14 protein-coding genes are annotated in these 18569 nt (G+C 64.4%); 12 read left to right on the top strand and 2 right to left on the bottom strand.

Features of this window, described 5'->3' with window-relative positions; genetic code table 11:
* The first annotated feature begins 38 nt into the window (after nucleotides 1-38).
* The 3 genes from ABNP31_RS07490 to ABNP31_RS07500 all read left to right on the top strand — a co-directional run bounded on the left by ABNP31_RS07490 (nucleotide 39) and on the right by ABNP31_RS07500 (nucleotide 2174).
* On the top strand, nucleotides 39-473 hold the full coding sequence (locus ABNP31_RS07490) for an acyl-CoA thioesterase (protein WP_046617041.1): 435 nt from the start codon (nucleotides 39-41) through the stop codon (nucleotides 471-473).
* A gap of 51 nt (nucleotides 474-524) precedes the next feature.
* Nucleotides 525-1496 (top strand): tRNA dihydrouridine synthase, encoded by a 972-nt coding sequence (locus ABNP31_RS07495; RefSeq protein WP_085664934.1) that lies wholly within the window; start codon nucleotides 525-527, stop codon nucleotides 1494-1496.
* Between the two features lie 234 nt (nucleotides 1497-1730).
* Complete coding sequence (locus tag ABNP31_RS07500; RefSeq protein WP_084785084.1) at nucleotides 1731-2174, top strand: Hsp20 family protein; 444 nt, start codon at nucleotides 1731-1733, stop codon at nucleotides 2172-2174.
* Nucleotides 2175-2394: 220 nt separating this feature from the next.
* On the opposite strand, the gene ABNP31_RS07505 is transcribed toward ABNP31_RS07500, so the two are convergent.
* On the bottom strand, nucleotides 2395-5691 hold the full coding sequence (locus ABNP31_RS07505) for a PAS domain S-box protein (protein WP_350013151.1): 3297 nt from the start codon (nucleotides 5689-5691) through the stop codon (nucleotides 2395-2397).
* 62 nt (nucleotides 5692-5753) lie between these two features.
* Nucleotides 5754-6632 (bottom strand): LysR family transcriptional regulator, encoded by an 879-nt coding sequence (locus ABNP31_RS07510; RefSeq protein WP_025338235.1) that lies wholly within the window; start codon nucleotides 6630-6632, stop codon nucleotides 5754-5756.
* Nucleotides 6633-6763: 131 nt separating this feature from the next.
* Here ABNP31_RS07510 and leuC point away from each other — a divergent pair, with 131 nt between their 5' ends.
* The 9 genes from leuC to ABNP31_RS07560 all read left to right on the top strand — a co-directional run bounded on the left by leuC (nucleotide 6764) and on the right by ABNP31_RS07560 (nucleotide 18486).
* Entirely contained in the window at nucleotides 6764-8197 is a 1434-nt protein-coding gene (gene leuC / locus ABNP31_RS07515; protein WP_025338236.1) for a 3-isopropylmalate dehydratase large subunit, read from the top strand.
* Nucleotides 8194-8838, top strand: a complete 645-nt coding sequence (gene leuD / locus ABNP31_RS07520) for a 3-isopropylmalate dehydratase small subunit (RefSeq protein ID WP_238067443.1) — start codon at nucleotides 8194-8196, stop codon at nucleotides 8836-8838. Before leuC ends, leuD begins: the two co-directional genes overlap by 4 nt.
* A 148-nt stretch (nucleotides 8839-8986) precedes the next feature.
* On the top strand, nucleotides 8987-9751 hold the full coding sequence (locus tag ABNP31_RS07525) for a class I SAM-dependent methyltransferase (protein ID WP_085664936.1): 765 nt from the start codon (nucleotides 8987-8989) through the stop codon (nucleotides 9749-9751).
* A 54-nt stretch (nucleotides 9752-9805) separates the two neighbouring features.
* Nucleotides 9806-10888, top strand: a complete 1083-nt coding sequence (gene leuB, locus ABNP31_RS07530) for a 3-isopropylmalate dehydrogenase (protein WP_025338238.1) — start codon at nucleotides 9806-9808, stop codon at nucleotides 10886-10888.
* Between the two features lie 63 nt (nucleotides 10889-10951).
* Nucleotides 10952-12064, top strand: coding sequence for an aspartate-semialdehyde dehydrogenase (gene asd, locus ABNP31_RS07535; protein ID WP_003260268.1), 1113 nt, complete (start codon nucleotides 10952-10954; stop codon nucleotides 12062-12064).
* Nucleotides 12065-12935: 871 nt separating this feature from the next.
* A complete protein-coding gene (locus ABNP31_RS07545; RefSeq protein WP_085664937.1) occupies nucleotides 12936-13940 on the top strand; it encodes an aspartate-semialdehyde dehydrogenase in 1005 nt (334 codons plus the stop codon).
* 71 nt (nucleotides 13941-14011) lie between these two features.
* Nucleotides 14012-16735: a FimV/HubP family polar landmark protein gene (locus ABNP31_RS07550; RefSeq protein WP_350013153.1), complete on the top strand. Its 2724-nt coding sequence runs from the start codon at nucleotides 14012-14014 to the stop codon at nucleotides 16733-16735.
* Nucleotides 16736-16943: 208 nt separating this feature from the next.
* The gene (truA, locus tag ABNP31_RS07555) at nucleotides 16944-17804 is read left to right on the top strand and encodes a tRNA pseudouridine(38-40) synthase TruA (RefSeq protein ID WP_025338241.1); all 861 of its coding nucleotides are present in this window, start codon (nucleotides 16944-16946) and stop codon (nucleotides 17802-17804) included.
* A 61-nt stretch (nucleotides 17805-17865) separates the two neighbouring features.
* On the top strand, nucleotides 17866-18486 hold the full coding sequence (locus tag ABNP31_RS07560; RefSeq protein ID WP_238067447.1) for a phosphoribosylanthranilate isomerase: 621 nt from the start codon (nucleotides 17866-17868) through the stop codon (nucleotides 18484-18486).
* Nucleotides 18487-18569: the final 83 nt, after the last annotated feature.

The following is an 18569-nucleotide window of genomic DNA, read 5'->3' on the forward strand; positions in this document are numbered from 1 at the left end:
GTCCCTGCTAAATCCACTTTTGCTCCAAGGAAGCGAACATGAGCTGGGACCTGGCAACACCTTTCGTCATCGACCTGCGCGTCGGCAGCGAGGATATCGACGGCCTTGGCCACGCCAACAACGCGGTCTACGTCACCTGGCTGGAGCGCTGCGCCTGGCGCCACTCTCAGCGCCTGGGCCTGGACCTGGCCGAATATCGCCGGCTGGACCGGGCCATGGCCGTGGTGCGCCACGAAATCGACTACCTGGCCGCTGCCTACGAGGACGACGAGCTGCAACTGGCCACCTGGATCATCGACTGGGACCAGCGCCTGCGCATGACCCGGCGCTTCCAGCTCAAGCGCCCGCGCGACGGCGTGACCTTGCTGCGCGCCCAGACCACCTTTGCCTGCATCGAGCTCTCCAGTGGCAAGCCCAGGCGCATGCCGGCGGAGTTTCTCGACGGTTACGGCCCGGCGCTGATCGGCGCCTGAAACACCGGCAATTTTTGTTAGACTGCCGGCTTTTTCCGCCGAGACCCCGACATGCAAATTGCCCTGGCCCCCATGGAGGGGCTGGTCGACAACATCCTGCGCGACGTGCTGACCCGCGTGGGCGGTATCGACTGGTGCGTCACCGAGTTCATTCGCGTGTGCGACCGCCTGCTGCCGCCTTCCTCGTTCGACAAGCTGGCACCCGAGTTGCGCAATGGCGCGCGGACTGCCGCAGGGGTGCCCATGCGTGTGCAGCTGTTGGGCTCGGACCCTGTGTGCCTGGCGGAAAACGCCGCGCTGGCCTGCGAGTTGGGCGCGCCGGTAATCGACCTGAACTTTGGTTGCCCGGCCAAGACCGTGAACAAGTCGCGTGGTGGAGCGGTGCTGCTCAAGGAGCCGGAACTGCTGCACGCCATTGTGCGTGAAGTGCGCCGGGCCGTGCCGGCGGATATCCCGGTCACCTCGAAGATGCGCCTGGGTTTCGACAGCCCCGATGGCGCGCTGGAGTGTGCCACGGCGCTGGCCGAAGGAGGCTCGGCGCACCTGGTGGTGCATGCGCGGACCAAGGTCGAGGGCTACAAGCCGCCGGCCCACTGGGAGTGGGTGGCGCGGGTGCAGGATGTGGTCAAGGTGCCGGTGTTCGCCAATGGCGAGATCTGGACCGTGGACGACTGGCGGCGCTGTCGTGAGGTCAGTGGCGCTGAAGACATCATGCTGGGCCGTGGGCTGGTTTCGCGCCCCGACCTGGGGCTGCAGATTGCCGCGGCGCGTGACGGGCGGGAGTACCAGCCGATGAGCTGGGACGACCTGCTGCCATTGCTGCGCGAGTTCTGGCGCCAGGCTCAGGACAAGTTGTCGCCGCGCTATGCGCCGGGGCGGATGAAGCAGTGGCTGGCGATGCTGACCCGCAGTTATCCCGAAGCGGTTGTGCTGTTTGCCGAGTTGCGTCGGGAGGATGACTGTGCGCGGATCAGCAGGTTGCTGGGGGTTGAGGCGGTTTCCATCGAAGCTTGTGTTGCCTGATCCGGCCCTTTCGCGGGTAAATCCGCTCCCACAGGTTCGGCGCAGGTTTTGGAATGTGTGAGCTCCCTGTGGGAGCGGGTTTACCCGCGAAGAGGCCATCAAGCCCAACGCAGGAATCCAGATTTTTTCTGCTCCCCCCTTGAAAGCATTTCCCTCGGCCATATCTCTTGAGTACGCGATGCCGAAGTCGGGTCGCGTAATGACTTACTTGCTGAATCTCAGGAGTTCATGACCATGACCACCGCTTTCTCTCTCGCTCCACTGTTCCGCCATTCCGTTGGTTTCGATCGTTTCAACGACCTGTTCGAATCCGCGGCACGTAACGAGGCTGGTAGCAGCTACCCGCCCTACAACGTGGAAAAGCATGGCGATGACCACTACCGCATCGTGGTTGCTGCAGCCGGTTTCCAGGAAGAGGACCTCGACCTGCAGGTTGAAAAAGGTGTCCTGACCGTGACCGGTGGCAAGCGCGACAATGGCGCTGCTGAAGTGACCTACCTGCATCAGGGTATCGCGCAGCGCGCCTTCAAGCTGTCGTTCCGCCTGGCCGACCATATCGAAGTCAAGGCCGCCGGCCTGGCCAATGGCCTGCTCAGCATCGACCTGCTGCGCATCGTGCCTGAAGAAGCCAAGGCCAAGCGCATTCCGATCAACGGCGACAAGCCAGCGCTGAACTGATCGTGTAGATGTGAAAAAGGGCACCCCCAGGGGTGCCCTTTTTTGTGTCCGTTCCCACGGTCCCCTTGTAGGAGCGGCCTTGTGTCGCGATGGGCTGCGCAGCAGCCCCAAAATCTTGGTTCCAGCATCGATTGCCGGGGCTGCTGCGCAGCCCATCGCGACACAAGGCCGCTCCTACAGGGGCTGCGTCAGCGTCACCAAAGTCGCGTCAGTCGTTCGGTCAGTAATCCGCCGGCGCCTCCAGCAACATCTGCCGGAACTCCGGCAAAGGCAGCGGCCGGCTGTGCAAGTACCCCTGGTACAGGTGGCACCCCAGCCGTTCCAGGAACTCCAGCTGTTCGGTCAGCTCCACCCCTTCGGCAATCACCGCCAGGTCCAGGCTGCGGGCCATGGCGACGATGGCGCGGACGATTTCGGCGTCGTTGGGGTCCACCGGTGCATCGCGTACGAAAGTCTGGTCGATCTTCAGCGCATCCACTGGCAGGCGTTTCAGGTAGGTCAGCGAGGAATAGCCGGTGCCGAAGTCATCCATGGCAAAGCTCACCCCGTAGCGCTTCAGTTCGCGCATCTTGCTGATGGTGTCTTCCAGGTTCTGGATGACGATGCCTTCGGTAATTTCCAGCTTCAGCATCTGCCGTGGCAGGCGGTAATCGTCCAGGCTGCGCAGCACCCGCCCGACAAAGTCGTTCTGGCGGAACTGCCGTGGGCTGATGTTCACGCACAGGCTGAAATCATCGGCGTCGATCAGCCCGTCGCCGAGCATGCGCGCGCAGGCATCGCAAGCTTCGTCGAGGATCCAGCTGCCAACTTCAAGGATCAGGCCGCTTTCTTCCAGCACCTGAATGAATTGCGCGGGTGGCTGCTGACCCAGTTGCGGGTGATGCCAGCGCAGCAGCACCTCGGCGCCGACGATGCGGTTGTCGCGGGCATCCACCTGTGGCTGGAAGTGCAGCGCCAGCTCGCCGCGGGCCAGGGCCAGGCGCAGGTCGTTTTCCATGCGCAGGCGCTCGCTGGCAGCCTTCTGCATGGTGGTATGGAACAGCTGGGTGGTGTTGCGCCCGGAGTCCTTGGCCCGGTACAGGGCGATATCGGCACGCTTGAGCAGGTCGGCCGGGGTGGCGCCGTGGTCAGGGATCAGCGCCACACCGATGCTGGGTGTCACCTGCAGGCGCTGGCCGTCCAGCGACATCGGCTCGGCCAGCAGTTCGCGCAGGGTGTCGGCCAGCCCGCGGACTTTCTCTTCGACCAGCTCGCGGCTGCCTTCCAGGCCGCTGAGCAATACCACGAACTCGTCGCCACCCAGGCGCGCCACGGTGTCTTCCAGACGCACGCTGGCTTCCAGCCGCGCGGTGATGATCTTCAGCACCGTGTCGCCCACCGGGTGGCCCAGCGAGTCGTTGATGTGCTTGAAGTGGTCAAGGTCGAGGAACAGCAGGGCGCCGCGCAGGTTGTGGCGCCTGAGCAGGGCGATCTGCTGGCTCAGGCGGTCCATCAGCAGGGCACGGTTGGGCAGGTTGGTCAGCGGGTCGTGGTAGGCCAGGTGGCGAATCTGTGCCTGGGCGTTCTTCAGCTGGCTGACATCGCGGGCGGTCAGCAGCAGGCAATCCACCTCGTTGAGGGTGATCGGCTCCACCGACACCTCCACGGTAAGGATATCGCCACGCTTGTTGCGCCCGAGCATCTCGCGATGATGCACCCGGCCACGCTCGAGCAACTCGGCCAGCAGGGCGCTGCGCTGCTTGTCGTCGGCCCAGATGCCGATCTCGTACACCGTGTGGCCGACCACGTCGGCGGTGCTGTAGCCGGTCAGGCGGCAGAAACCGTCGTTGATTTCCAGGTAGCGACCGCTATAGCGTTCGGTGATGGTGATGGCGTCAGGGCTGGAGTGGAAGGCCTTGGCAAACTTCTCCTCGCTGGACTTCAGCGCCGCCTCGGCGCGCTGCTGCTGGGTGATGTCGCGCAGGGTGGTGACGCTGCAAGGCTGGTCATCGACGGTGATGAGGCGGCTGGAAATCACGCAGGTCAGCGGTGCGCCATTGCGGTGGTTGACCACCACGGCGACGTTGCTCAGGGCCTGCTCGCGGATCACCCGCTCGATGCGTTGTGCGCGCTCGACTGACTCCGCCCACAGGCCGATTTCCTCGGCAGTGCGGCCGATCACCTGGTCGGTGCCCCAGCCGAAGGTCTGGGTGAACGCCGGGTTGATCTCGATGAACTGGCCAGTGTCCTGGCGAGTGACGCAGATCGGGTCGGGGCTGACCTGGAACAGGCTGGCGAACTTCTCTTCCGAGGCGCTCAGGCGCTGTTCGCGTTCCACCTGGTCGGTGATGTCGAGCAAGGTGCCAGCCATGCGCAGCGGGTTGCCCTGCTCGTCGCGGTACAGCCGGGCTCGGCTTTCGATGTAGCGCGAGATGCCGTTCTCCAGTTGTACCCGGTAGGTGATCTGGTAGTTGCCGGCAGGCCCTTCGCGCAGGCTGCGGTAGGCCTGGCGCATCGAGTTGCGCTCCTGCTCCGGTACCCCTTCGAAAAACGCGTCGAACGATTCGTGAAAGGGAATGGGCGGCAGGCCGTGGAGCTGTGCGGCCCGGGCCGAGCCGTAGAGCATGCCGCTGGGGATATGCCAGTCCCAGGTGCCCAGTTGTGCCGAGTCCAGGGCCAGGTCCAGGCGCTCCTGGCTGTCCTTCAGGGCCTGCTCGGCGCGCTTGCGTTCGGTAGTGTCGACGAAGGTGCTGATCAGGTAGGTCACGCCTTCCAGCTCGATGCCCTGGGTGCAGAGGATGCCGTCATGCACCTTGCCGCTGATGGCGCGGAACTGCACCTCGAGGATCAGCGGGCCACTGTTGGCCCGGGTCGATTCCAGCATCTGGTGGCGCTGTTCGGGGTTGACCCACAGGCCCAGTTCCAGGCTGGTCTTGCCGATCACCTGGCTGCCGGGCCAGCCGAACATGTCTTCGAAGTGCTGGTTGACCTCGAAGATCATGCCGTCGTGGCGGCGGGTGAGCAAAATGGCATTGGGGCTGAGGTGGAACAGGGTGGCGAAGCGTTTTTCCGAATTGATCAGCGCCGTTTCCCGCTCGCGCTGGCGGGTGATTTCACGGATCACCCCGATCATCTGCGGCCGGCCGTTCGGGTCGTGGGTCAGGCTGCCGTTGATCTCCAGCCAGTGCAGGCTGCCGTCCGGCCAGCGGATACGGTGGCGCATGGCCTGTTCTACCGGTTCGCCGTTGAACACTGCCTGGAACACCTGGCGTGTACGCGCGCGGTCTTCCTCGGGCAGCAGGTCGAGGTAGTCGACATCGGCGGGGAGCGGGCGCTGCGGGTCGAAGCCGAACAGGGCCTGGGTGCCCCGTGACCAGCTGACCCGGCCGCTTTCGATATCCCATAGCCAGGCCCCCAGCCGCGCGCCGTTGAGCGCGGCCAGCAATTGCGGGGCGTTCTGCCAGGCCTGCTCGGACTCCTGAGGGTCGGCCGCAGGTATGCGCGGCAGGCGCAAAAAGCGATTCGCTGATTTGGGCATCGGTACCAGACCTTTGGCGTGTGACGCGTCCTTGGAGGTGGCAATACCGGGCTGACGACCGGTCAGGCGGGCCCTGCGTGGCTGTCGAGCAGGGCCATGAATGCCCTGGCCGCGTTCGATAGCGTACGCTCCGTGTGCAAAATGTAGCCTAGCTGGCGTGACAGCTGTATGCCCGGCAAGGCGATGGGTGCAACCTGTTCGTCGAGCATGGTGCGCGGCAGCACGCTCCAGGCCAGGCCGATCGACACCATCATCTTGATGGTTTCCAGATAGTTGGTGCTCATGGCGATGTTCGGCGTCAGGCCCTGGCTTTCGAACAGGCGCTGGACAATATGGTGGGTAAAGGTGTTGCCGCCGGGGAACACGGCCGGGTGGCGGGCGACGTCGGCCAGGCTGACCGTATGGTTGTTGGCCAGCGGGTGCTCGGGAGCGGCGACGAAGTCCAGGGCGTCGTCCCACACCGGCACGGCCTTGACCAGGTGGTGCGGCTCGGGCGCCAGGGTGATAACGGCAATCTCGGCGCGGCCATGGAGGATTTCGTCGTAGGCCTGTTCCGAATCCATGAACTGAATATCCAGCGCCACTGCCGGGTATTCCCGAGTGAAAGCCCGCAATAGCGGGGGAAGGCGGTGCAAGCCGATATGGTGGCTGGTGGCAAGGGTCAGCCGACCACTCACTTCCCCGGTCAAATTGGTCAGTGCGCGCCGGGTATCATCAAGGACGTTGAGGATCTGGTAGGCGCGGGGCAGCAAGGCGCGTCCGGCCTCGGTCAGGGTCACCTCGCGGCCCAGCCGGTCGAACAGGCGCACATCCAGTTGCTGTTCCAGCCCGGCGATGCGCTTGCTGACGGCCGGTTGGGTCAGGAACAGGCGGTCGGCCGCCCCGGAAAAGCTACCGGTTTCGGCAATCGCGATGAAGGCGCTAAGGTTCGCCAGATCCATGGGTTTGTATTCCTGTTGGTTATCCAAAGCATAAAAATTATGAATTTGAGTTATTCAATTTAACCCCCTAGCATCGACCGCACAAGCCAAGGGGTCTTTGGCATAGAAAGACGCTGATGAGGAACAGTCTGATGGCTGGCAAAACGCTCTACGACAAACTCTGGGAAGCCCATGAGGTCAAGCGCCGTGATGACGGCTCGTCCTTGATCTACATCGACCGTCACATCATCCACGAAGTGACGTCGCCCCAGGCCTTCGAAGGCCTGCGCCTGGCCAACCGCAAACCCTGGCGCATCGACACCAACATCGCCACGCCGGACCACAACGTGCCGACCACGCCAGAGCGCAAGGGCGGTATCGAGGCCATCGTCGACCAGGTGTCGCGCCTGCAGGTGCAGACCCTCGACGAGAACTGTGACGAATACGGCATCGTCGAATTCAAGATGAATGACGAGCGTCAAGGCATCGTCCACGTCATCAGCCCGGAGCAGGGGGCCACCTTGCCTGGCATGACCGTGGTCTGCGGTGACTCGCACACCTCCACCCACGGCGCCTTCGGTGCCCTGGCCCACGGCATCGGCACCTCCGAAGTAGAGCACGTGCTCGCTACCCAGTGCCTGGTCGCCAAGAAGATGAAGAACATGCTGGTGCGCGTGGAAGGCCAGTTGCCTGCCGGCGTTACCGCCAAGGACATCGTCCTGGCCGTGATCGGCAAGATCGGTACCGCCGGTGGTAACGGCCACGCCATGGAATTTGCTGGCAGCGCCATCCGCGAATTGTCGATGGAAGGCCGCATGACCATCTGCAACATGTCCATCGAAGCCGGTGCCCGCGTAGGCCTGGTAGCGGTGGACGACACCACCGTTGCCTATGTCGAAGGCCGCCCGTACGCGCCGAAGGGCGAGCAGTGGAAGCAGGCGGTCGAAGCCTGGAAAGGCCTGGTTTCCGACGCTGACGCGGTGTTCGACACCGTGGTCGAGCTCGACGCTGCGCAAATCAAGCCGCAGGTCAGCTGGGGCACCTCGCCGGAGATGGTCCTCGCCGTCGACCAGCGCGTGCCGGACCCGGCTGCCGAGCCTGACCTGATCAAGCGTGGTTCGATCGAGCGTGCTCTCAAGTACATGGGCCTCGCCGCCAACCAGGCGATTACCGATATCAAGCTCGACCGCGTATTCATCGGTTCGTGCACCAACTCGCGCATCGAAGACCTGCGCGCCGCTGCCGAAATCGCCAAGGGCCGCAAGGTCGCTGCCAACGTCAAGCAGGCGCTGGTGGTACCGGGCTCGGGCCTGGTCAAGGCCCAGGCCGAGCGGGAAGGCCTGGACAAGATCTTCCTCGAAGCCGGTTTCGAATGGCGTGAACCAGGCTGCTCGATGTGCCTGGCGATGAACCCGGACCGCCTGGAGAGCGGCGAGCACTGCGCGTCCACCTCCAACCGCAACTTCGAAGGCCGTCAGGGTGCCGGTGGCCGTACCCACCTGGTCAGCCCGGCCATGGCCGCCGCCGCCGCGGTGACCGGCCACTTCATCGATGTCCGCGAGTTGATCCAAGGGAGCGCAGCATGAAAGCCTTTACCCAGCACACTGGCCTCGTCGCGCCGTTGGACCGTGCCAACGTCGATACCGACCAGATCATCCCCAAGCAGTTTTTGAAGTCGATCAAGCGCACCGGCTTCGGCCCCAACCTGTTCGACGAGTGGCGTTACCTGGATGTGGGCCAGCCTTACCAGGACAACAGCAAGCGCCCGTTGAACAAGGAGTTCGTGCTCAACCACGAACGCTACAAAGGTGCCAGCGTGTTGCTGGCGCGGGAGAACTTCGGTTGCGGCTCCAGCCGTGAGCACGCCCCATGGGCGCTGGACGAGTACGGCTTCCGCAGCGTGATCGCGCCGAGCTTTGCCGACATCTTCTTCAACAACAGCTTCAAGAACGGCTTGCTGCCGATCATCCTCAGCGACGAGGAAGTCGACGAGCTGTTCAAGCAGGTCGAAGCCATTCCGGGCTATCAGCTGACCATCGACCTGCAGGCGCAGGCGGTGACCCGTCCGGATGGCAAGGTGCTGCACTTCGAGATCGATGCGTTCCGCAAGCACTGCCTGCTCAACGGCCTGGACGATATCGGCCTGACCCTGCAGGACAGCGATGCGATCAAGGCCTTCGAAGGCAAGCACCGCGCCGGGCAGCCTTGGCTGTTCCGGGATGCCTGAAGTTTGCAGGTGACAGTACCGGCCCTTTCGCGGGCACGCCCGCTCCCACAGGGATGTCACCAACCCTGAGAGCAGCGCTGTACCTGTGGGAGCGGGCATGCCCGCGAAAGGGCCGGTACAGGCAGCAAGAAACCAAAAGGATCGAGACATGACCAGCACCCAGCACACCGATGTGGTCCAACGCCAGTTCGGCGAACAGGCCAGCGCCTACCTCAGCAGCGCCGTGCACGCCCAGGGCAGTGAATTCGCCCTGCTGCAGGCCGCGCTGGCGGGGCAGGGCCGTGCCCGCGTGCTGGACCTGGGCTGCGGCGCCGGTCATGTCAGCTTCCACGTCGCCCCGCTGGCCGCCGAAGTGGTCGCCTACGACCTCTCGCAGGCCATGCTCGACGTGGTCGCCAGTGCCGCCGCCGAGCGCGGCCTGGCCAATATCACCACCGAGCGCGGTGCCGCCGAACGCCTGCCGTTCGCCGACGCCTCGTTCGACTTCGTCTTCAGCCGCTACTCGGCCCACCACTGGAGCGACCTGGGCCTGGCCCTGCGCGAAGTGCGCCGGGTGCTCAAGCCGGGTGGCGTGGCAGCCTTCATCGATGTGATGTCGCCGGGCAGTCCGCTGCTCGACACCTACCTGCAAACGGTCGAAGTGCTGCGCGACACCAGCCACGTGCGCGATTATTCCGCCGCCGAATGGCAACGCCAGGTCAGCGAGGCTGGCCTGCATGTACGCAGCCACACCCGCCAGCCGCTGCGCCTGGAGTTTTCCAGCTGGGTCGAGCGCATGCGCACCCCCGAGCCAATGCGCGTGGCAATTCGCCAACTGCAGCAAGCCATGGGTGAGGAAGTACGGCAGTATTACCAGATCGAGGCCGATGGCTCATTCAGCACCGATGTGCTGGTGTTGTGGGCCGAGCGTTAAGAACTTTTCGGTGGGGCCCGCTTGGCCGCACCGCGTGATTGGATAGAGGAAAGCATGAGCAAGCAGATTCTGATTCTCCCAGGTGACGGTATCGGCCCGGAAATCATGGCCGAGGCGGTCAAGGTGCTGGAGCTGGCCAACGACAAGTTCCAGCTCGGCTTCAGCCTGGAGCACGATGTGATCGGTGGTGCCGCCATCGACAAGCACGGCGTACCGCTGGCCGACGAGACCCTGGAGCGTGCGCGCAAGGCCGATGCCGTGCTGCTGGGCGCCGTGGGCGGGCCGAAGTGGGACAAGATCGAGCGTGACATTCGCCCCGAGCGCGGCCTGCTGAAAATCCGTTCGCAACTGGGCCTGTTCGCCAACCTGCGCCCGGCCATCCTCTACCCGCAACTGGCCGATGCCTCGTCGCTCAAGCCAGAGATCGTTTCCGGCCTGGACATCCTCATCGTCCGTGAGCTGACCGGCGGTATCTACTTCGGTGCCCCGCGTGGCCAGCGCGAGCTGGAAAACGGCGAGCGCCAGGCCTACGACACCCTGCCGTACAGCGAAAGCGAAGTGCGCCGCATTGCCCGTGTCGGCTTCGACATGGCCCGCGTGCGCGGCAAGAAGCTGTGCTCGGTAGACAAGGCCAACGTCCTGGCTTCCAGCCAGCTGTGGCGTGAAGTGGTCGAGGACGTGGCCAAGGACTATCCGGATGTTGAACTGAGCCACATGTACGTCGACAACGCCGCCATGCAGCTGGTGCGTGCGCCCAAGCAGTTCGATGTGATGGTGACCGACAACATGTTCGGTGACATTCTGTCGGATGAAGCTTCCATGCTGACCGGCTCCATCGGCATGCTGCCTTCGGCGTCGCTGGATGCCGACAACAAGGGCATGTACGAGCCGTGCCACGGCTCGGCGCCGGACATCGCAGGCCTTGGCATCGCCAACCCGCTGGCGACCATCCTGTCGGTGTCGATGATGCTGCGTTACAGCTTCAATCAGTCGGCTGCCGCCGAGGCGATCGAGAAGGCCGTGAGCCTGGTCCTGGACCAGGGCCTGCGCACCGGCGACATCTTCTCGGAAGGCTGCCGCAAAGTTGGTACGCAGGAAATGGGCGACGCAGTAGTCGCAGCGCTGCGGAATCTGTAATCTCTCTGGCCCGCCACCCAAAATTCCCGGTGGCGGCCCACTTTTAGCAAAGGTGTAGTTGCGATGAAACGTGTAGGTCTGATCGGTTGGCGCGGTATGGTCGGTTCCGTGCTCATGCAGCGGATGCTGGAGGAGCAGGATTTCGACCTCATCGAGCCGGTGTTCTTCACCACCTCCAATGTTGGCGGCCAGGGCCCGAACGTGGGCAAGGATACAGCTCCGCTCAAGGACGCTTATTCGATTGAAGAACTCAAGACCCTCGACGTGATCCTGACCTGCCAGGGCGGCGACTACACCAACGAGGTCTTCCCCAAGCTGCGTGAAGCCGGCTGGCAGGGGTACTGGATCGACGCCGCCTCGTCCCTGCGCATGCAGGATGACGCGGTGATCATCCTCGACCCGGTCAACCGCAAGGTCATCGACCAGCAGCTGGACGCGGGTACCAAGAACTACATCGGCGGCAACTGCACCGTCAGCCTGATGCTGATGGGCCTGGGTGGCCTGTTCGAAGCCGGCCTGGTCGAGTGGATGAGCGCCATGACCTACCAGGCGGCCTCGGGTGCCGGCGCGCAGAACATGCGCGAGCTGATCAAGCAGATGGGTGCTACCCATGCTGCCGTTGCCGATGACCTGGCCAACCCGGCCAGCGCCATCCTCGACATCGACCGCAAGGTTGCCGAGACCATGCGCAGCGAAGCCTTCCCGACCGAGAACTTCGGCGTGCCGCTGGCTGGCAGCCTGATCCCGTGGATCGACAAGGAACTGCCGAACGGCCAGAGCCGTGAAGAGTGGAAGGCCCAGGCCGAGACCAACAAGATCCTCGGCCGCTTCAAGAGCCCGATCCCGGTCGACGGCATCTGCGTGCGCATCGGCGCCATGCGTTGCCACAGCCAGGCGCTGACCATCAAGCTGAACAAGGACGTGCCGCTGGCCGACATCGAAGGCATGATCAGCCAGCACAACCCTTGGGTGAAGCTGGTGCCTAACCAGCGTGAAATCAGCATGCAGGAACTGAGCCCGACCAAGGTTACCGGCACCCTGAACATCCCGGTTGGCCGCCTGCGCAAGCTGAACATGGGCTCCCAGTACCTGGGTGCGTTCACCGTAGGTGACCAGCTGTTGTGGGGCGCGGCCGAGCCGCTGCGTCGCATGCTGCGGATTCTGCTTGAGCGTTGATCGTTCCGGTCTGACCGAAAACCCGCGCTGGTGACAGCGCGGGTTTTTTTATTTCCGATCCATCCCGGCCGGCCCGGCTCTTCTCTGCTTTTGCTTTTGCTTTTGCTTCTAGGCGCGCGATAGTTCAGGCGCCGCCGATTGCGACTTCAGGAGGCCGAGCGAAGGGACTGCGGAGGGAGGTGACGGGCATGGATGCCCGTCAAGCGCTGAGGCCCCATGGATGGGGCCTGCAGCGCGTACTCCCGGGAGCAGGCCCGTAGCGAGGGGACCCCGGAGCGAAGCGTAGGGGCCGGATGATGGGAGCCGACGGTTTTTGGTTCCTTTTTGCCACGACAAAAAGGGACCCGCCGTAAGGGCGGAAAGGTGACTTGGCGCCACCATCGCGAATGAATGCCTACTCGATGGGAATGCCCGCATCCAAAAAGCAAAAAGCCAAAAAGCCAAAAAGCCAAAAAGCTTAAGCGACGGTTTTGATATGGCGAACAGTCCGTTTGCGATGGCGACGCTGACTCACCTTTTCGCCCTTACGGCGAGTCACTTTTTGCCAAACGCGGCAAAAAGTAACCAAAAAACGCTGCGCTCCCATCATCCGGCCCCTGCGCTGCGCTCCGGGGTTCCCTCGCGCCGGTCTTGCTCCCGGGAGTACGCGCTGCAGGCCCCATCCATGGGGCCTCAGCGCTTGACGGGCATCCATGCCCGTCACCTCCCTCCGCAAGACCTCTGCTCGGCCTCCTGAAGTCGCGAAGATCAAGATCAAGAGCAAGAGCAAGAGCAAGAGCAGCGCAGCTCTAGGTTTGGGCCAGCACAGACAAAACTCTACAATCCGAGTAAAGTGCCGCCCCCCGCCGTTTTCAGCAAAAGGATCCCTTCCATGACAAACCCTTTGGACATCGCCGTCGTCGGCGCCACCGGCAGCGTCGGTGAAGCCCTGGTGCAGATCCTCGAAGAGCTGGATTTCCCGGTCGCCACCCTGCACCTGCTGGCCAGCATGGAATCGGCGGGCAGCAGCGTGATGTTCGCCGGCAAGAAGCTGAAGGTGCGTGAAGTGGACAGCTTCGACTTCGCCCAGGTCAAGCTGGCCTTCTTCGCCGCAGGCGCCGCCGTCAGCCGCAGCTTTGCCAGCAAGGCGCTGCAGGCAGGCTGCACGGTCATCGACCTGTCCGCTGGCCTGGACGACGCCCTGGCCCTGGTGCCAGAAGCCAACGCCGAACGCCTGGCCGGCCTGGCATTGCCCGCCCGCATCGTCAGCCCGTGCTCGGCCGCGGTTGCCCTGGCCGTTGCACTGGCACCGCTCAAAGGCCTGCTGGATATCGAGCGGGTGCAGGTAATGGCCGCGCTGGCGGTGTCCGCACAAGGCCGTGAAGCGGTCAACGAACTCGCCCGGCAAACCGCCGAGCTGCTCAATGCCCGCCCCCTGGAGCCACGCTTCTTCGATCGCCAGGTGGCGTTCAACGTGCTGGCCCAGGTCGGAGCCGCTGATGAGCAAGGTCACACGGCCCTGGAGCGCCGCCTGGTCAGCGAGCTGCGCGTGCTGCTGGGCCTGCCGGAACTGAAGATTTCCGTGAGCTGCGTTCAAGTCCCGGTGTTTTTCGGCGATAGCTTCAGTGTGGCGGTGCAGAGCCGTCGCCCGGTAGACCTGGACGCGGTCAATCAGGCCCTCGAGGCGGCCGACAGCGTCGAACTGGTGGAGCGCGATGATTATCCGACCCCGGTAGGCGACGCAGTGGGCCAGGACGTGGTCTATGTTGGTCGTGTACGGCACGGTGTTGATGAAGACCAGCAACTCAACCTCTGGCTGACCACCGACAACGTGCGCAAAGGCGCCGCGCTCAATGCCGTGCAAGTGGCGCAATTGTTGATTAAACACATGCCGTAAAAGATACTGGCGAGCACTATTGTCCTGCTCCGCATGCAGGTTTCAGGACGCTTTATACAAGGGAAGAGGTCATGCTTCGAATTCGCAAACTGGTTCTGGCCATGGCTGCAGCATCGGCGCTGTCGTCGGGCATGGCGAATGCCCTGGGCCTGGGGGAGCTGACCCTCAAGTCGGCACAGAACCAGCCCCTGGACGCCGAGATCGAGCTGCTCGACGTGCGCGACCTCACCGCCGCCGAAGTGGCGCCGAGCCTGGCGCCGCCGGAAGAGTTCAGCAAGGCCGGGGTGGCGCTGCCGACGTACCTCGAAGACCTCACCTTCACGCCGGTGATCAACCCCAACGGCAAGAGCGTGCTGCGGGTTACCTCCAGCCAGCCGCTGCCTGAACCGGTGGTAAAGTTCCTGGTCCAGGTGATGTGGCCGCAAGGCCGCCTGCTGCGTGACTATAGCGTGCTGCTCGACCAGGCCAAGGCCCAGGGCGAAAAGCCGGCTGCAGGCAATGTCGCGCCAGCGGTGACCGCTGCCGGCAGCTATACCACCCAACGCCGCGACACCTTGTGGCAGATTGCCGCGCGCAACACCCAGGGTGGTTCGATCCAGCAGACCATGATCGCGATCCAGGCGCTGAACCCGGACGCCTTCATCGGCAACAACATCAACCAGCTGAAGGTTGGCCAGGTGCTGCGCCTGCCCGACCAGCAGCAGATCCAGAATATCGCGCAGGGCGAGGCGACCGCTGAGGTGGCCGAGCAGTATGCCGCCTGGCGTGAAGGCCGTCGCCTGGGCCCGCGTGCCCGCCAGCTGGACGCCACCCGTCGCGGTGCCGCCGAGGCAGCGCCAGCGCGTATCGCCCAGGGCGACAACCTGCGCCTGGTCAGCCCGGGCAACCAGGCCGGTGCCGACCAGGCCAAGGCCCTCAACGACAAGTTGGCGGTGGCCCAGGAAAGCCTGGACACCAGCCGTCGCGACAACGAAGAACTCAAGAGCCGCATGGCCGACCTGCAGAGCCAGCTGGACAAGCTGCAGCGTCTGATCGAGCTGAAGAACAACCAGCTGGCCCGCCTTGAAGCCCAGGGTGCGGCGGCGCCGGCCCAGCCGGTCGCCAAGCCTGCACCTGCCGCCGTCGATACCGCACCCAAACCGGCGCCCGCCGCCGAGGCCGCACCTGCCGGCCAGCCTGGCAGCCTGGTTGACGAAATCATGGGCAACCCGCTGCTGCTTGGGCTGATTGCCGGTAGTGCCTTCCTCGTACTGCTGCTTCTGCTGTTGCTGCTGGCGCGCAAGCGCAAGGCCCAGCAGGAGGCTGAAAAGCACCTGCGCATGGCGCGGGCGCTGGAAGAAGAGCAGGGCGCAGGCTTCGACAGCGATAGCGCAAGCTTCGATGGCGTCGAGGTCTCGGCCCCGAGCGTGACCCTGTCGCCGGCCGTGGTCGCCGCTTCGGCTGCCGCCGCCACCGCCGCGGAAAAAACATCGGCACCCGCAGTGGAAGCGCAACCTGAACCGCAAGCCGACCCCCACGCAGCGCTGCTGGCGGAGGTCGAGCAATGCGTGGCCGAAGGCCGCCTGAACCGCGCTGCCGACCTGCTGGAGCCTGCCGTGGCCGCCGCGCCGCAGCGTGACGACCTGCGCCTGAAACTGATGGATGTGTACGCCCGCCAGGGTGACCAGAGCGCGTTCGTCGAGCAGGAGCGCAAGCTGCCGGCCAGCGAGCCGAACAGTGCAGCTGTTGCCGGGCTGAAAGAGCGTTACCCGGCCATGCTCGGCCTGGCCGCTGCCGGCCTGGGCGCGGCGGCCCTGGCTGCCGAGATGGACGAGCAGTACGTGCAGGAGCTGCTGCAGGATCAGCCTGAAACGCCAGTGGTTGCCGACGTGGCACCCGAGGAAGAGTCGGCGTTCGAGCCAGAGGTGGCGTTTGAACCAGAGGCCGTTGCCCAAGTGGAGCCTGAGGCAGTGCTCGAGCCCGAAGTTGATCTGGATGCTGAGCTGGATGCCTTCGATGAAGTGCCGACCCTCGATGCGCCGGGCCTGGACGAGCAGGACCTGGACAGTGCCTTCGACCTGAGCCTGGGTGACGACCTGCCTGAGCAAGACCCGCTGGCGGCGCCGCTGCTGGACGAATCGGTGGCCCAGCAACCTGTCGTCGACGAGCCGGTACTGGATGAACCGATGCTGGAAACGGCTCAGCCGGAAGACGAGCCGTTTGCCGTGGACGCCGAGCTGCAGGCCGACGCCGACGCCGAGTTCGAGGCCATGCTGGCTCAGGCCGAGACACAGCCCGCTGTGGACCTGTCCGACTTCGACCTCGACGTCAGCGAACCGGTTGTCCCGGCCGCCACGGCTGCGGACGACGAAACCCCGGTGGATGTCGCCGCCGAGCTGGCTGCCTTCGACAGCGAGCCAGCGTTCGACCCGCTTTCCGAGTTCGACCTGCCGTCCGACTTCGATCTTTCGCTGTCGCTGGAAGACGATTCGCCGGCAGCCAAGAGCTTTGCCTCGGAGCTGAACGACGTCAACGCCGAACTGGACAAGCTGTCGCAGAGCCTCGAATCGCCGTCGCTGGAGCCGCACTTCACCAGCGAGGACGCGGCTGCCCAGCCAGAGCTCGAGCCACTGGACGACCTGGACTTCGACTTCTTCTCCGGTAGCGACGAAGTGGCCACCAAGCTTGACCTGGCCCGCGCCTATATCGACATGGGCGACAACCAGGGCGCGCGCGACATCCTCGATGAAGTGGTCAAGGATGGCGACGACAGCCAGCGTCAGGAAGCCGAGGACATGCTCTCCCGACTGGTCTGATGTAAGCAGGGCCGGCCTCTTCGCGGGTAAACCCGCTCCCACAGGTTCATCACAGGTCCGAATTCTGTGCGGGCCCTGTGGGAGCGGGTTTATCGAGGCGTCGAACCGCCGCGAAGAGGCCCTGAAAGGCAGTGCATATTCAACGGCAGCCCTACACGGCTGCCGTTGTCGTTATAATCCCCGCCATTCCGTACACCCCACAGGTTTCATGCTCTTGGACATCATCGACACCGCCGCCGCCGAGTCCGCGGCCGAAGGCTACTCCCGCATCGCCCTGGGCGTGGAATACAAAGGCGCGCGCTATCGTGGCTGGCAGCGCCAGGCCAGTGGCGTGCCCAGTGTCCAGCAGGCCCTGGAGCAGGCCCTGTCCAAGGTGGCCAACGAGCCGATCTCGGTGATCTGCGCCGGGCGTACCGACGCCGGCGTGCATGGCTGCGGGCAGATCGTGCACTTCGACACCCGCGCCGTGCGCGACGAACGCGCCTGGACCATGGGCACCAACTTCAACCTGCCCCATGACATCAGCGTGGTCTGGTCGCGGCCGATGCCGGCCGACTTTCATGCCCGCTTCAAGGCCTGCGCCCGGCGTTACCGCTACGTCATCTACAACGACCCGATCCGCCCGGCGCACCTGGCCGAGGAAGTCACCTGGAACCACCGCCCGCTGGATGTCGAGCGCATGGCCGAAGCCGCGCAGTACCTTCTCGGTACCCATGACTTCAGTGCCTTCCGCGCCAGCCAGTGCCAGGCCAAGTCGCCGATCAAGCACATCTACCACCTGCGCGTCACCCGCCATGGCCAGATGATCGTGCTGGATGTGCGTGCCACGGCCTTCCTGCACCACATGGTGCGTAACATTGCCGGTGTACTGATGACCATTGGTGCCGGAGAGCGCCCGGTCACCTGGGCGCGTGAGGTGCTGGAGGGGCGCAACCGCCGCGAAGGCGGGGTAACGGCGCACCCGTACGGGCTCTACCTGGTGCAGGTGGAGTACCCCGAGGAATACGCGCTGCCCAAGCGTTACATCGGCCCACACTTTTTGACCGGCTACGAGGCATTGGCAGACTGACGGGCGAAAAGTCATTTGCTAACATCCGGCCTTTCACCGTAACAAGCAGGGTTCGCTGTCCATGAGCAATGTTCGCAGCAAGATCTGCGGGATTACCCGCATCGAAGACGCACTGGCCGCTGCCGAAGCGGGCGCCGATGCCATCGGCCTCGTCTTCTATGCCAAGAGCCCGCGCGCCGTGGACGTGCGCCAGGCGCGGTCGATCATCGCCGAGTTGCCACCGTTCGTGACTACGGTCGGGCTGTTCGTCAACGCTTCGCGCTGCGAGCTGAACGAGATCCTCGAAGTGGTTCCGCTGGACCTGCTACAGTTCCACGGCGATGAAACCCCGCAGGACTGCGAAGGCTACCACCGCCCCTGGATCAAGGCCCTGCGCGTGCGCCCGGGCGACGACCTGGAGGCGGCCTGCCAGCTTTACGCCGGTGCCCGCGGCATTCTGCTGGACACCTATGTGCCAGGCGTACCCGGAGGCACCGGTGAAGCGTTCGACTGGTCGCTGGTGCCGGCGCGCCTGAGCAAGCCGATCATCCTGGCGGGCGGGTTGTCTGCCGACAATGTCGGCCAGGCCATCGCCCAGGTGCGGCCGTACGCGGTGGATGTCAGTGGCGGCGTGGAGCAAGCCAAGGGCATCAAGGACGCGGCGAAGATCGAGGCATTCATGCGTGCGGTGAAACAGGCGTGATGGCAGATGTGACGGCTGGCTGCGCGCCATCGTCCATAGCTTTCGCAGCCCTGCGGGGCAGCCGCCTGCGCCTGTGGCGGCAA

Source organism: Pseudomonas asiatica, from assembly GCF_040214835.1.
In the GTDB taxonomy this organism is placed as follows: Bacteria; Pseudomonadota; Gammaproteobacteria; order Pseudomonadales; family Pseudomonadaceae; genus Aquipseudomonas; species Aquipseudomonas putida_Z.